Consider the following 14,435-nt stretch of genomic DNA (forward strand, 5'->3'; position numbering starts at 1 on the left):
ATGATGCGGCTGCTGCTCTTCCTCGCGATCGGTTTCGTGACCGGCGGCGTCCTGTTCGTCTCGGTCACCGGCGACGTCGACGAACTCGGCTGGTACCTCGGCCTGGGCATCCCGGTGATCGGCATCCTGGGCTCGCTCCTGCCCATCGCCGCCATGATGCGCAAACTCCCGCAGAGCAGCCGCCTGGACATCCCCGCCGCGCTCGCCGACGGGCGCGGCGCCCTGGCCCGCGTCACGAGCTTCCGCCGCACCGGCACCTCCATCAACGACGTCCCGCTGTGCGAGGTGACCCTCGTCGTCCAGCCGCGCGAACGGGCGGCCTACTCCACCACCTACCGCGAGCTGATGAACTCCGAGCTGCGCGCCCGCCGCCAGCCGGGGCAGGTCGTGGTCGTCGCCCGGCACGCCCTCGACCGGCCCGAGCTGGTCATCGCCGACCAGCCGGACGCGAGCTGGGCGGCCACCCTGGAGGAATCGCACGGCTCGGTGCCGGACGCCGCGCCGGTCTGGAAGGCCCCCGACACGCCCCTGCCCGGCCAGCGCAAGCCCATCATCGGGCGGGGGGAACGCGGCCGGCCCGCGCGCATGGTCGCCTACGTCGCCCTGGCCGCCATCGGCGCCGGGATCACCCTGGTCCCCAACTGGAGCCAGTTCCGCACCGAGGCCGCGGCGGTCTTCACCGAGCACGGCGACGACTTCACCCGCAACGACCGGCAGCGGGAGGCCGTCGAGGCGATCATCGCGGTGATGGGCCACTCCACGGTCACCCACGTCGGCTTCTACGACGGCTACGTCCTGGTCACCGGTCTCTCCGCGCCGGGCGCGGTCACCCTCGACGACTACCAGTTCCGCTACGGCGAGGCCACCCGCGAGGGCCCGACGCTGATCCAGTCCGACGACCTGTCCGGGGATACCTTCGACCTGCGCTCGGTCGACGTCTCCCGCATCCCCGAGTACGTCGCCGCCGCCATCACCGCCACCGGCATCGAGCCCGCCGAGACGCCCTATGTCGGCATCGACCGCTTCAGCGGCCCGCCCGCCATCGACGTCACCGTCCGCGACGAGTACTTCGACGGCACCTACCGCGTCGACATCTCGGGCAAGCTCGTCTACATGGACGGCGGACGCCCCGGCTCGGCCTCCGACAAGTGGGAGAAGGAGCACAAGTAGCGCCGCCGGGCGCACCCGGCGGCGTCATGCGCTCGAAGGGGCTAGTGCCCGCCCGCGTAGGACTCGGTCCGGGTGGGAACCGGCGGCGAGTAGGTCCAGTTCAGGGACTCCACCGGCAGCGGGAACTGCACGTCGTCGCCGAAGGGCGAGCTGGAGGCGGCGAACGGCGAGGCCAGCTCGGTGACCGCCAGGTGCCCGGCCTTGACCGGCTTGACGCGGGACTTCTTCACGACAGAGGACGCCATGGGGTCAGTCTCCCACGGGGGTGCCGCCGGTGACCGCGAAGGTGGCGATCATCCCGTGAACGGCCAGACCACGCCCATCGTGTCCGCCAGCGCGTCCAGGACCACCGCGCGATGCGGCACCCGCGGCACCTCGCCGCCCGCCCCCATCGGCCCCCGGTCCACCGTCACGTAGACGCCCCGCAGGGTCCGCATCGCGTTCGACACCACCGGCATCGGGCGGATCCGCTCCCGCCCGGCGAACAACGCCGCCACCGGCGCCAGCCACGCCGTGGCCTGCGCCTCGGAGAGCTCCGGGCGCACCAGCGCGCGCGTCAGCGCCAGCGAGAGGCGCTCGTCCTCCATGTCACGCCACACGAACTCCGTCGGCGCCACCAGCCGGGCCGCGCCCAGCTCCAGCATCGCCACCGGATCCCCCTCCGGATGCCCGGCGATCGTGCCCAGCAGGTCGGCGCCGTGCGCCACCGCGTGCAGCCAGCCCAGCTCGGGGTCCTTGCCGCGCAGGTCCTCCTCGGCGGCGAACCACGCGGCGAAAGCCGCCGTCCACTCCGGGCGCAGCACCCCCTGGGACACCACGCAGTCCAGGATCAGCGGCGCGAAGGTCCGCGCCTGGATCTCCGGATCAGCGAAGCGGCCCGCCATCTCATCGCCCAGCGCGGCCATCGCGGGCGCGTCCAGCACGCCCCGCCCGATCCACGTCGCCAGGACCGCGTAGGCCTTCCCGTCCCGCAGCCCCGGGTCGGGCGAGCGCAGGTCCGCGCTCATCGCCGCCACCGCGCCCGGCAGGTCATCCGGGACGGCGTAGCCGGCGTTCATGATCGTCTCGTAGTCGTATGTCACCGCCGCACCATAGGTCGCCCGGGTGACTCCCGACAGCGAATAACCGCCCCCGGACGCGTCACTCCCGGTCACCCTCCGCCCCGGCGTACCTTTGACGGGATGTCCGCACCCGTCCAGCCGGGCGACCAGCTCGCGACCCGGTTGCGCCGCATGTCCGACGAAGCGCTCGCCGGCCTGCTCCGCGACCGTCCCGACCTCGCCGTACCCGAGCCCGCCGATTTCACCGCGCTCGCCGCGCGCGCCGCCGCACGCGCCTCGGTCGCCCGTGCCCTCGACGGGCTCGACCGCCACGCGCTGCAGATCCTCGACGGCCTCCGCTACGTCGCCGGAGCGGACGGCACCGCCGACCTCGACGCGCTCCTCAAACTCGCCCCCGGCACCGAGGACGTGCTGGCCGCTGTGGACCGCCTGCGCGGCCTGGCGCTGGTGTGGGGCAACGACGACGCCATCCACATCGCGCCCGCCGTCGCCGACCTCGCCGGGCCCTACGTCGCCGGGCTCGGGCGTCCCGCGCTCGACCTCGGCGAGGACGTCGCCGCCGTGGTCGCCGACCCCGCGACGCTGCGCCGCACCATCCTCACCGCGCCCCCCGCCGCGCGCGCCGTCCTCGAACGCCTCGCCGCCGACGGGCCCATCGGCTCGGTCAGCACCGGATCCCTGCGCGACGAGGCGGGCGACACCCCGCTGCGCTGGCTCGTCCGGCACAAGCTCCTCGCCCTCATCGGCGACGACACCGTCGAACTCCCGCGCGAGATCGGCGTCCTCCTGCGCCGCGACACCGGGCCCCTCGGCGCGCTGCACCCCGCGCCGCCCGCGCCCGAGGTCCCCGTCATCGCCGACCGGGCCGTGGACAACGCCGGGGCCGGGGCGGTCCTGGAGACCGTCCGCCTCGTCGAGGCCCTGCTCACCGAGCTCGCCGACCTGCCCGCGCCCGCCCTCAAGGGCGGCGGCATGGGCGTGCGCGATCTGCGCCGCCTGGGCATGGCCGCCGCCACCGAGCAGGCCGCGCTGCTGCTGGAGATCGCCTACTCCGCCGGGCTCCTCGGTGCCCATGAAGAGGAGTGGCTGCCCTCGCCCGCCTACGACGTGTGGCGCACCCAGCCCCTCGCCAACCGGTGGGTCCGGCTGGCCCGCGCCTGGCTGGCGATGCCCCGCGAGGCGGCCCTGGTCGGCGGCAAGGACGACAAGGGCAAGATCTACAACGCGCTCGCGCCCGAACTGAGCCGCACCATCGTCCCGCGCCGCCGCGCCGAGGCCCTCAAGCTCATCGCCGACCTGCCCGCCGGGAGCGCGCCCGGCACCGAGGACGTCCTCGCGCTCATCGCCTGGCACCACCCGCGCTCCCGCGACCTCGACCGCTCCCGCGCGGTCCTGCGCGAGGCCGCCGCGCTCGGCGTCCTGGCCCGCGGCGCGCTCACCACCTACGGGCGGATGCTGCTGGCGGAGCGCGGACCCGACGACGATCCCCTCGGCATCAGCGCGCCCGAGATCGACCCGGTGGTGGAGAAGCTCGACGAGCTGCTGCCCCCGCCCGTCGACGAGGTCGTCGTGCAGACCGACCTCACCATCGTCGTCCCCGGACCGCCCTCGGCGACCCTGGCCGCCGAGCTCTCGGCCATCGCCGAACGCGAATCGGCGACCGTCTACCGCGTCACCCCCGCCGCGCTGCGCCGCGCGCTGGACGCCGGGTACACCGCCGAGGACCTGCACGCCCTCGTCGCCCGCCGCTCGCGCACCGACGTCCCGCAGGCCCTCACCTACCTCATCGACGACACCTCCCGCCGCCACGGCGGCCTGCGCGTCGGCACCGGCGGCTGCTACCTGCGCGGCGAGGACCCCGCGCTGCTCGCCGAGGTCTACGCCGACCGCCGCCTGGCGCGCTTCGCGTTCCGGCGGCTGGCGCCCACCGTGCTGATCACCCGCGCGCCCATCACCGACGTCCTGGACGCCCTGCGCGAGTACGGCTACGCGCCCGTCCCCGAGGACGCCGCCGGGGCGGCCGTGCTGACCCGCCCCACCGCCCGCCGCGCCGCGCACGCCGCCCGCCTCCCGCACGCCACCGACGCCGTCCCCCGCGTCGACGGCATCCCCTTGATCGCGCTCATCGAGCGCCTGCGCCGCCAGGACGCCCACGCCCGCAGCCGCCCGGCGGTCTCGGTGGTCGGCGACTCCTCGGCGGCCGTGGCGGTCCTCCAGCAGGCCCTGCGCGACAAGCAGCCGGTGTGGGTGGGCTACCTCGACGGGCACGGCGCGCAGGTCACCCGCAGGCTCCTGCCGGTGTCGCTGGGCGCGGGCTACCTGCGCGCCGAGGACCAGCGCACCGACACGCTGCACACGGTGGCGCTGCACCGGATCACGATGGCGACCATGGAGGACCCGGGCGCTTCCTAGGGGCAGCGGGAGAGCGGCCGGCGGCCCTAACCTGACCGCATGAGCACCGGGACGTTCAAGGTCGACCTCGGCGGGATGGGTCTCCTCGCCGCGCGCACGGGCCATTTAGCCAGGCTCACCGACGACATCGCCACGCGCGTGCGCAAGTACGCGCTGCCCGGCATCACCTCCGCCGGGACCGGCTTCTACATCGAGAGCATGAATCCCGGCCTCAAGCACCTGTGGGGCCAGGCGGAGAGCTTCGGGCGGCAGAGCGGGCGGGTGGTCGACATCCTGTCCCAGCTGATCTCCGGTGCCCGCGCCAAGTACGAGCGCAAGGACGCCGACGCCGGGGCGAGCTTCGACGCGCTCATCGACGACCTCGGCGCGCCCAACGCGCAGGCCTTCGGCGGCCGCCCCAAGCCCGCCGGGACCTCCACCGACCTCGGCTGCACCTGGCCCGAGGACCCCTACATCCGCGACGGCGCGCCCGCCGCCAACGACAAGTACAAGTTCGAGTTCAATGTGTCCACAGGGGACCTGTTCAGCGTGTCGGCCTGGGTGAGCCAGCTCTGCGAGGCCGTCTTCGACGGCGATCCCGTGGAACTGTTCATGAAGCCCTTCATCGGCGACTGGGACGCCCTGTGGGCCTCGGGGGTGGAGTTCGAGCGCTACGGGAAGTCCCTGCTGGCCATCGGGCACGACATGCAGTGGCTCTCCGACCAGATCCCCCGGGTCTGGGACGGCAACGCCGCCGCCAACTGCCGCGAGCAGATGCTGGACCTGGGCGGCAAGCTCGCCGCCTGCGCGCCGTCCTTCACCGCCAGCGGCAAGGCCTTCAAGGACGCCGCCGAGGACGCCTGGAACGCCTACGACTTCACCTCCGCCTGGGCCCGCGACGCCATCGACATGCTGATCCCCATCGCCGGCGCGGCCAAGAAGGTCAACTTCGTGGTCGGCAAGCTGCCCGCCGAGGCCCAGATCGGGCTGCGCGAGGTCCGCAAGCTCTACGACCGGATGTCGGGCAAGGCCGACATGATCGACCGGGCCGTCAAGGGCTACAACGCGATCCCGCAGGGCGTGAACGCCCCGGAGCTGAAGATCCCCGGCTACAGCGTCACCCTGGGCGGCTGGTTCCACTCGTCCAAGCAGGGCCCCTACTCGGCCGGGAAGTGACATGACCGAATCCGCCGAGGCGATCGTGGTCCGCGTCGCGCGCGAACGCGTCCTGGACGACCTCATCGAGAACCATCCCGACGAGCTGATCCGCGAGGTCGCCCTTGAGGTGCGCAAGGGCACCCTGACCTGGTTCGACGCGATGAACAGCCCCACCTACGGCGCGGCCGTCGACGCGATGGCCGCCGCCGGGACCGAGGCGATCGCGTCGATCCCCGAACCGCTCGCCGAGGCCGAGGAGACCGCCCGCCGCATGATCGCCGAGGTCTCGGCCCACGGCGAGATCGCGCTCCGGCCCGGCTGGGAGCGGCCCACCTGAGAGCGCCTTCAGGTTCCCAGCCGAATCCCAGGTTCGTCCCAGGACGGTCTCAGAACCCGCGGCCAGTATTCGATGTACGCCTCGCGGCGACACTGAATCGGGGCGGGCGGCAGGTGAGTCGGAGGACTCCCAGCGATGGGAGTGCTTTCGTCAATGATCGACGAGGGGCGATGGGCGAGAGACCGACGACCTCCCTACACCTGCCGTCCGTCCCAACCCATGTGACGGGTCGGCCCTAGCGGTACTTCTCCGGCTCCGGCAGCAGCTCGTTCATCGCGCCCGAGCGGAATCCGCGCTCGTCCACCGTGACCCGCGCCCATCCGTCCACATGCGACAGGATCTCCGGGCTCAGCTCCGCCACCAACTCCGCGTCGATCTCCACCTTCGCGCTCTCGCCCAGGTCCCGGACGCGCAGGTCGCGCACCGGAACCCCCTTCGCCGCCAGCGCCGCCCGCAGCGCGGCCTCGGCCCGCTCCACGCGCGCCAGGCGCGCCGGGGTGATGGCGATGCCGTAGGCGACGCGGCTGGACAGGCACGCGGCGGCGGGCTTGTCCCAGGTGGACAGTCCCCACTCCCGTGACAGCGCGCGGATCTGGCGCTTGGTGAGCCCGGCGTCCTTGAGCGGCGTGGCCGCCCCCCGCTCGTGGGCGGCGCGGATGCCGGGGCGGAAACCGGCGACGGCGTCATCGGCGTTGGTGCCGGTCGCCACCGTCGCGTCCTTCTCGCCCGCGATGGGCCCCAGCACGTCCAGGAGCTCGGCCTTGCAGAAGTAGCAGCGGTCCCCGGCGTTGGCGCGGTAGCCGTCGCGGGCCATCTCGTCGGTGGCGGGGGTGACGTGCTCGACGCCGAGGGACGCGGCGAACTCGCGCGCGCGGTCCAGCTCCGCGGCGGGCAGGCTCGCCGAGACGGCGGTGGCGGCGGTGACGCGGTCCGGGCCGAGGAAGCGCGCGGCGGCGGCCAGCAGGAACGCCGAATCGGCGCCGCCGGAGAAGGCCACCACGAGGTGGTCGTACCGGGCGAGGGCCTCCTCCAGCCGCGCCAGGCGCGTCCGGGTGAGGTGCTCCTCCAGCCACGCGGGGAATCCGCTCAGGTCGGCCATGGTGACCTCGGCCGACAGCTCCTCGGCGGTGTTGTTGCCGGTGAGGACGCCGATCGCGACCGCTCCCGCCGAGCGCCCGGCGGCCACGTCGGCCGGGTGGTCTCCGATGTAGACGGACACGCCGTGCTCGCGCATCGCCTCGGCCTTCTCCTCGGCCCACACCCAGCCGATGACCTCGTCGGCCTCCAGCCCGGCGTGCTTGAGATGCCGCTCGGCGTCCGGGGCGTTCTTGCCGGTGATGACCAGGATCCGCCCGTGGTTGGCGCGGATCGCCGCGAAGGCCTCCCGCACGCCAGGCAGCAGCGGCGAGGCCGGGACTCCGTGGTCGCGGTAGATCTCGCGGTACCGCTTGACGGCGGCGTCGATCTCCTCCGCCGGGACGAACGGGGCGATCAGGTCCTCGATCGGCGGCCCGAGGTGGCCGACGATCCACTCCCCGTCGATGGCGTGTCCGGTCTCTTCGGCGACCACGGCCCACGTGGCGGCGATGCCGGGCCGGGTGTCGAAGAGGGTGAGGTCGAGATCGAAGCCGACGGCGGGTTCCTTCACGGAACCGAGGGTACGTGTAGGCCGGAGCCGGGGGCGGGCGATGTGGTGCGGGCTACTCGTCCCGCTGAGCCGCGGCCTCGTCGTGGGCCTTGACGAGGCGCTTGGGCGCCTTCATTCGCCACGCGTCCTCCAGCAGCTCGCGCATCTCCCCGGCGCCGACGGCGTCCAGGGTCACCCGGACCCAGTGGTAGACGCTGTCGTGGTTGGTCATGGAGAACTTGCCCGGCTCGGCGCTGATCAGGACCGAGCGCTCGTCGCGGTCGACGGCCACCCCGACGGTCTCGGGACGCTCCGGGTCGAAGGAGGTGAAGATCTTGTCCCGGACGCGGTAGCAGGTCATGCCCCAGGCGGGGCGTTCGGTCACTTCGGGCAGGGCTTCGGCGATGGCCGCCCATTCGTCCACGCTCACCATGTCACCGAGCATCGCACCGCCCTGCGACAAGACCCGCTGGAATGGAGCGGGTCCGTTGAAATAGAGCAGGCCCGGACGAAGCGCGCACTCCGTCCGTGCCCGAAACCTACGCTATCGGGCGGGTACGACATACCCGCCCGGGGGCGGCGCCTAGACCTCCAGCTCGCGCGCGACGGCGTGCACGACCTCGGCGATCTTGGCGGTGGCCTTGCGGTCGGGGTGGCGGCCCCGGCGCAGCGAGGGCAGCACCTTCATCTCCAGGACCTTGATCATGTCCTCGATGAGGCTGTTCAGCTCTTCGGGGCTGCGGCGCTGGGCGGCGGCGACCGACGGCGGCGCTTCGAGGATCTTCACGGTCATCGCCTGGACGCCGCGGCGGGTGTCCATGACGCCGAAGTCGAGGCGCTGGCCGGGGGTGAGTGCTTCCACGCCCTCGGGCAGGGCGGCCTTGTGCACGAAGACATCGCCCGTGCCGTCATCGCGGGAGATGAATCCGAAACCTTTTTCGGTGTCGTACCACTTCACTCGACCCGTGGGCACCGCTGACCTCAGCTCGTAGTCGCAACATGTACCCGCCTAGGCTAGCTGCATCTCCGGCAGGTGCTCCACCCGTAGCTTGAGGTCCGGATTGGCCGTGGAGAAGGCGGCCAGCTCGGCGGCGAGGGTCTTGTCGGCGACGATCACCCGCAGCGGTCGCCCGAAGACGCGGATGGCGCCTTCGAGGGTGTTCAGGGAGTCGCGGGAGGCGCCGGTGATGACCCCGTTGGAGTCGAGCGCGGGGCGGCCGAGCCAGTCGAGGACGTTGACCACCTCCATCGGCTCGGTCACGGTGCCGGTGTCGCGGTCGAGGATCCCGGCGAACATGGTGACGTGCCGGTTGAGGTGCCCGTCGTCGGAGTAGATGACCAGGGTCGGCGAGCCGTCCAGGAGCCCCGACTTCAGCAGCGCCCGGGTCGGGACGACGAAGGGCGAGAGGATCTTCTTGGCCGTCCAGCCGCGCGCCCACGTGGTGTTGGGACCGGCGTGGAAGTTCGGGCTGGCGGTGAAGATGACCGGCCCCAGCGGGATGAGCCCGGCGCCGATGACCATGACCATGACCGCCGCGATGGACAGCGCGCCCTCGTCGGCGCGGCGCGAGATCGCCAGCCGCCGCCACGGCTTCAGGAACAGCCCCAGCGCGCCGAACCCAGCCAGCGCGAGCACGTACACGACGTGGACGAGCTTCTCCAGGTAGTAGCGGGTCTCGCCGAAGGTGGCCAGCTGCTGGACGGCGAAGGCCAGCAGGATCGCCAGCCCGACCGCCACGGTCACCGCCGCGATCGGCCACACCGCGATCCGGCGCCCGGTGCGGGTCAGGACGGCGGCCAGCACCAGCAGCGACAGCCCCACCACCGAGGGCCGGTCGAAGGGCACGATCCCGCCGACCTCGTTGGTGTGGGACGGCCCGAGCCCGACCATCAGCTGCTGCCAGAACACGAAGGACGCGGCCAGTCCCGACAGGGCCACCGCGGCCACGGTGAACTTCCAGATCGGCGCGAGCCGTTTGCGGTAGAGCCACACCGCCGCGACCGCTGCGGCGGGCAGGAACAGCACGAACAGGTTGTAGGTGATCACGGTGGCCGCCGCCATCAGCGCCACCAGGGTGATCCACTCCCGGGCCGAGGCGGCCGGGCGCAGCAGGACCGCGAAGGTCACCGCCAGCAGCGCCAGTCCGACGATCTCGGAGTCGTAGCCCTGCCAGAAGAGCGTGGTCAGCGGCCCGGAGACCACCAGCACCGCCACGACCGACATGATCGCCGTCCGGCGCCAGCCGGCCAGCGAGGGACCGGCGACCCAGCGCGCGGCCCACACGATCGCCGCGCACAGGACGCCGAAGCCGATCGCGGTGTAGCCGTAGTAGTGCCACAGCTGCGTCTCGGCGTCCCCCGGCGCGGTGCTGCTGCGCGCGAACACGTCCAGCACGGCGTACAGGAAGTGCGCGCCGGGCGGGTAGACGTCCATGTCGGCGGTCATGCGCTGCACTTCGGGCTCATTGAACAGCGGGTAGCCCCCGAAGTTCACGATCGCGTCGAAGAGCGAGAAGTGCCGGAAGAAGTCCTCGCGGGCCGAGGTGAACACCAGGGACGGCATCAGCGAGGGCTTGCCCAGGACCGGCCAGCGCGCCCACAGCCCGCCCACGACCAGCGCGGCCAGCACCAGGACGTCGGTGCCGAGCAGCCGCGTGGGGATGCTCGGCCGCCGTCCGGTGAGCACCGCGATGACGGTGAGCCCGCTGAACCAGGTACCGGCGATCGCGATCGGGCTGAGCCCCCACGGCCACGCCGAGTAGACCAGCCCGAACACGATGATCCCGGCGGCGGTGACGAAGACCGACACCATGATCCGGTCGAGGAGGGAGCGCCCGGTCCGCAGGACCGACGCCACCGCCAGCACCATCAGCGGCGGCAGCAGCCAGTCCACCCCGATCAGGTGCGTCAGGCAGGGGACCGCCCAGCTCGCCGCCAGCACCCCGGCCGCGGGCAACGAACGTCGTAGCGTGGTCGTCACTGGCCCACCTCTCCTCCAGCCGACCAGGTTACGTGCCCTACCCGGTCCCGGCGAGTCAGGCTCACGCCGCGCGGGTCACCTCGACCGGCGGCACCAGGCCCGCCTCGGCGGCGCGTCCCAGCAGTTCGCGGACGGCGGCGTAGCCTTCGTCCCCGAGCCGCTCGGTGAAGCCGTTCACGTAGAGCCCGATGTGCTGGTCGACGACGTCGTCCGACATCTCCTGGGCGTGCGCGAGCACGTACTCGCGGGACGCCGAAGGGTCCTGCCAGGCGTGCCGGACGGAGGCGCGCACGGTTTCGGCGATCGCGGCGGCGTCCAGGCCCTTGCGGACCAGGATCGCGCCCAGCGGGATCGGGTTCCCGGTCTCGGTCTCCCACCACTCGCCGAGGTCGGCCAGCGCGGTCAGCCCGAAGTTCTGGTAGGTGAAGCGGGCCTCGTGGATGACCAGCCCGGCGTCGAAGCGCCCGTCGCGCACGCCCGGCATGATCTCGTGGAAGGGCACGACCTCGATGCGGCCGGGCTCCACGCCCTGGAGCCACAGCCGGAACAGCAGGTAGGCGGTGGTGCGCTCACCGGGGACGGCGATGGTCGCCCCGTTCAGGTCGGTACGGCCCGCCGAGAGCACCAGCGGCCCGCAGCCGCGCCCGAGGGCGCCCCCGCAGTCCAGCAGCGTGTACCGGTCCAGCAGCCAGGGCAGGGCCGCGTAGGACACCTTCACCACGTCGAACTCGCCGCGCTCGGCGGCGTGGTTGGTGACGTCGACGTCGGCGAAGGTCACGTTCACCTCGGGCCCCTCGACCAGGCCGTGGGCCCAGGCGTGGAAGACGAAGGTGTCGTTGGGGCAGGGGGAGTAGGCCAGCTCAAGCAAGGCCGCCGACCGCCTTGGTCAGGGCCGCGAAGGCTTCCTGGAGCTTCCAGCCGTCCTTGTCGCGGGGGCCGACGATGTTGGAGATGGTGCGGATCTCGGCGAAGGGGATGCCGACCAGCTTCGCGGCGGTCGCCACGCCGAAGCCCTCCATCGCCTCGGCGGTGCCGTCGGGGTAGCGCCCGGCGAGCTCCTCGGCGGTCTCCTTGGTCCCGGTGACCGTGGCGAGGGTCAGGACGGCCCCGCGCTGGCCCTCGACGTCCTTGGTGAGGTTCACGTCGCAGCTGATGGAGCTGACGCCCCCGAAGCCGAGGGAGACCACGGGCAGCCAGCCGCGCGGCGACTGCGCGCCCAGGTCGGCGGCGATGGCCCGGGTGGCGATGACGGTGTCGCCGATCTCGGCGCGGCCGGCGAAGGCTCCGGCGATACCGGCGGAGATGACCCCCGTGTAGTTGCCCTTGGCCAGCAGGAGCGCGGTCGCGGCGGCGGCCTGCGCGGGCCCGAGGCCGATGGTCTGTACGGAGATGTCGGCGTTGTCTTTGAGCCCGGCGCGAACCGCGTCGCGTTCGGCGTCGACCGCCGTGACGATGAGGAGAGTCACGGCACCGACATTAGTCCTGTGCTCTGGACCTCTTCCCGGGTCGGTACAGGTGGTAGCCGGGCGGAGCCCCGTCCTCCCCGGGGGTGTCCGGCGGTTCCTCCGCGTCACCACTCGGCGTACCCGTGAGCGGGTCGGGGACGCGGGCGGCCAGCGCGGTGCGGACGGTCGCGGCCAGCAGCAGGGCGCCGATCCCGGCCAGGCCGAGGGCCCCGGTGACGGGGACGAGGCCGAGCGCGCCACCGGCGACCCAGGCGAGGATGAGCAGGGTCTCGGAGTGAGCGAAGGCGCTGGCGCGGACCTCGGGCGGCACGCGTTCCTGGATGACGGCGTCCACCGCGAGCTTGGCGGCGCCGGAGGCGAAGGCGGCGGTGAAGCACAGGACGGCGACCGTCGCCAGGTTGTACACGGCCACGGTGGCCGCCGCGACGGTGACGGTGGCGGCCAGCGCGGCGGTCTGCACGAGCAGGGGCCGCTTGATGGCGAGCTTGGTGAACACGGCGGTGGCGATGAACGTCCCCAGGCCCAGGCTCGCGGCGACCACGCCCACGGCGGTCTGCGCGGGCAGTTTCGCCGCGAAGGGGAAGTCGCCTTCGCGGGCGCGGAAGATCAGGAAGAGGGCGAGGAAGCCGTAGCAGGCGCGCAGCGCGCCCGAGCCGAGCAGCGTCCCCCACACCAGCCGCCCGGTCAGCACCCGGCGGCCTTTGCCGAACAGGCGCGGGACGGTCTCCGGCGGCTGGGAGTCGGTGCGCGGCGGCAGCCGCAGCGCGACCACCATGCCCGCCACGAACACCACCGCCGCCAGCCGCAGCACCCACTGCGGCCCGGCCAGCGAGGCGAGGATCCCCAGCGGCAGCACGACCGCGCCCGCGACCGTCCCGTACAGCGACGCGCGCGCCCCGGCCTCCACGAGCGAGAGGCTGGACGGCAGGAGCCGCGGCAGCGCCGCCGAGCGCGCCACCCCGTAGGAGCGGCTGAGCAGCAGGATCCCGAACGCGGCCGGGTACAGCGCCAGGGAGCGCAGGTTGTCGGCGGCCACCCACACCAGGAACGCGCGCCCGAGCATGGTGGCGGCCAGCGCGTAGCGGCGGCCGTGCCGGACGCGGTCCAGCACCGGCCCGACCAGCGGCGCCAGCAGCGCGAAGGGCGCCATGGTGACCAGCAGGTACAGGGCGACCTGGCCGCGCGCCTGGTCGGTGGGGACGCTGAAGAAGATCGTCCCGGCCAGGCCCACGGCCACGAGGGTGTCCCCGGCGCAGGAGGCGGCGTGCAGGTCGAGCAGGCGCATCATGCCCTGCTCCCCGCCGCCGCCTTTTTCGCGCGCGGAGCCCACCTGACGGCGGGCGAAACCGCTCAGGGCGCGCAGAGCCCCGAACGCGCCTCGGGCGATGCTCCGGAGGGCGCGGAACAGCGTGACGATGAGTCGGCGCACAGCCCTATCATCCCCGTTCCCGGCGACCACGAACCGTGAGCAACAATAGGCCCGTGACCACTACTACCGTCGCCCGCCGCGCCCGACTTGACCGCACTTGTGCCGATGCGGTCGACGTCGCACGTGAGGCCCTCGCCGACAGTGACGCCGACGGCGTCGGCGAGTACTTGGAGGCGGTCAACGAGGGCGAGCGCCTCGTCACCCACCTGTTCGACTGCGACCTGCCCGGTTACCGGGGCTGGCAGTGGGCCGTGGTCGTGACCCGCGCGCCCCGCGCGCGCAAGGTCACCGTCTGCGAGGTCGCGCTGCTGCCCGGCCACGACGCGATCAGCGCGCCGGTGTGGGTCCCGTGGTCGGAGCGCCTGGCGCCCGGCGACGTCGGCGTCGGCGACCTCCTGCCGACCGCGCCCGACGACGACCGGCTCATGCCCGCCTACGTCCTCTCCGACGACGACGGCGTGGAGGACATCGCCGTCGAGCTCGGCGTGGGCCGCAAGCGCGTGATGAACCGCGAGGGCCGCCTGGAGACCGCCGCCCGCTGGTACGAGGGCGACTCCGGCCCGACCGCCGAGATCTCCACCAGCGCCCCCGCCGACGCCCGCTGCGGCACCTGCGGCTTCTACCTCCAGCTCGCCGGCTCCCTCCGCCAGGCCTTCGGCGTCTGCGGCAACCTCTACGCCGCCGACGACGCCCGCGTGGTCTCCGCCGACCACGGCTGCGGCGCCCACTCCGAGGTCCTCACCGAAGAGGAGACCGCCCTGGAGGCTCTGGAGACCGTCTACGACGACGGCGCCGTCGAGGACCTGGACGACTGAC

The 14,435-nt window shown here is 73.0% G+C and carries 14 protein-coding genes; 5 read left to right on the forward strand and 9 right to left on the reverse strand.

The genetic code is table 11. From position 1 onward, the window contains the following. Positions 1-1,170 carry a hypothetical protein gene (locus tag QSK10_RS26720; RefSeq protein ID WP_285665861.1) on the forward strand — a complete coding sequence of 390 codons (1,170 nt, stop codon included), beginning with the start codon at positions 1-3 and terminating at the stop codon, positions 1,168-1,170. A gap of 41 nt (positions 1,171-1,211) precedes the next feature. Here the strand turns inward: QSK10_RS26720 and QSK10_RS26725 are convergent, their stop codons facing one another. Together QSK10_RS26725 and QSK10_RS26730 are read right to left on the reverse strand one after the other, a co-directional pair. Then, positions 1,212-1,415, reverse strand: a complete 204-nt coding sequence (locus tag QSK10_RS26725; protein WP_285665862.1) for a hypothetical protein — start codon at positions 1,413-1,415, stop codon at positions 1,212-1,214. Positions 1,416-1,463: 48 nt separating this feature from the next. Next, positions 1,464-2,252 (reverse strand): DUF2785 domain-containing protein, encoded by a 789-nt coding sequence (locus QSK10_RS26730; RefSeq protein WP_285665863.1) that lies wholly within the window; start codon positions 2,250-2,252, stop codon positions 1,464-1,466. Positions 2,253-2,351: 99 nt separating this feature from the next. Between QSK10_RS26730 and QSK10_RS26735 the strand changes: the two genes are divergently transcribed. From QSK10_RS26735 to QSK10_RS26745, 3 genes are read left to right on the forward strand one after another with little or no spacing between them, the layout of a single operon-like run. Next, positions 2,352-4,643, forward strand: a complete 2,292-nt coding sequence (locus QSK10_RS26735) for a helicase-associated domain-containing protein (protein WP_285665864.1) — start codon at positions 2,352-2,354, stop codon at positions 4,641-4,643. Between the two features lie 39 nt (positions 4,644-4,682). After that, on the forward strand, positions 4,683-5,798 hold the full coding sequence (locus QSK10_RS26740) for a hypothetical protein (RefSeq protein WP_285665865.1): 1,116 nt from the start codon (positions 4,683-4,685) through the stop codon (positions 5,796-5,798). 1 nt (position 5,799) lies between these two features. Further along, complete coding sequence (locus QSK10_RS26745) at positions 5,800-6,117, forward strand: hypothetical protein (protein WP_285665866.1); 318 nt, start codon at positions 5,800-5,802, stop codon at positions 6,115-6,117. Positions 6,118-6,352: 235 nt separating this feature from the next. Here QSK10_RS26745 and larE read toward each other — a convergent pair whose 3' ends face one another. The 7 genes from larE to QSK10_RS26780 all read right to left on the reverse strand — a co-directional run bounded on the left by larE (position 6,353) and on the right by QSK10_RS26780 (position 13,619). Then, positions 6,353-7,765: an ATP-dependent sacrificial sulfur transferase LarE gene (larE, locus tag QSK10_RS26750; protein ID WP_285665867.1), complete on the reverse strand. Its 1,413-nt coding sequence runs from the start codon at positions 7,763-7,765 to the stop codon at positions 6,353-6,355. 52 nt (positions 7,766-7,817) lie between these two features. Further along, a complete protein-coding gene (locus QSK10_RS26755; protein ID WP_285665868.1) occupies positions 7,818-8,189 on the reverse strand; it encodes an MmcQ/YjbR family DNA-binding protein in 372 nt (123 codons plus the stop codon). 138 nt (positions 8,190-8,327) lie between these two features. After that, positions 8,328-8,717: a cold-shock protein gene (locus tag QSK10_RS26760; protein ID WP_349497707.1), complete on the reverse strand. Its 390-nt coding sequence runs from the start codon at positions 8,715-8,717 to the stop codon at positions 8,328-8,330. Between the two features lie 36 nt (positions 8,718-8,753). Beyond that, positions 8,754-10,724 (reverse strand): hypothetical protein, encoded by a 1,971-nt coding sequence (locus QSK10_RS26765; RefSeq protein WP_285665870.1) that lies wholly within the window; start codon positions 10,722-10,724, stop codon positions 8,754-8,756. Positions 10,725-10,785: 61 nt separating this feature from the next. After that, on the reverse strand, positions 10,786-11,592 hold the full coding sequence (locus QSK10_RS26770; RefSeq protein WP_285665871.1) for a 1,4-dihydroxy-6-naphtoate synthase: 807 nt from the start codon (positions 11,590-11,592) through the stop codon (positions 10,786-10,788). Then, a complete protein-coding gene (locus QSK10_RS26775) occupies positions 11,585-12,190 on the reverse strand; it encodes a futalosine hydrolase (protein ID WP_285665872.1) in 606 nt (201 codons plus the stop codon). The genes QSK10_RS26770 and QSK10_RS26775 overlap by 8 nt, the downstream gene beginning before the upstream one ends. A gap of 10 nt (positions 12,191-12,200) precedes the next feature. Continuing rightward, a complete protein-coding gene (locus QSK10_RS26780; protein ID WP_285665873.1) occupies positions 12,201-13,619 on the reverse strand; it encodes an MFS transporter in 1,419 nt (472 codons plus the stop codon). A gap of 35 nt (positions 13,620-13,654) precedes the next feature. Here QSK10_RS26780 and QSK10_RS26785 point away from each other — a divergent pair, with 35 nt between their 5' ends. Continuing rightward, positions 13,655-14,434: a DUF3027 domain-containing protein gene (locus QSK10_RS26785; RefSeq protein WP_285665875.1), complete on the forward strand. Its 780-nt coding sequence runs from the start codon at positions 13,655-13,657 to the stop codon at positions 14,432-14,434. Position 14,435 lies beyond the last annotated feature (1 nt).

It is taken from the genome of Actinorhabdospora filicis, from assembly GCF_030269765.1.
GTDB classification, from domain to species: Bacteria; Actinomycetota; Actinomycetes; order Mycobacteriales; family Micromonosporaceae; genus Actinorhabdospora; species Actinorhabdospora filicis.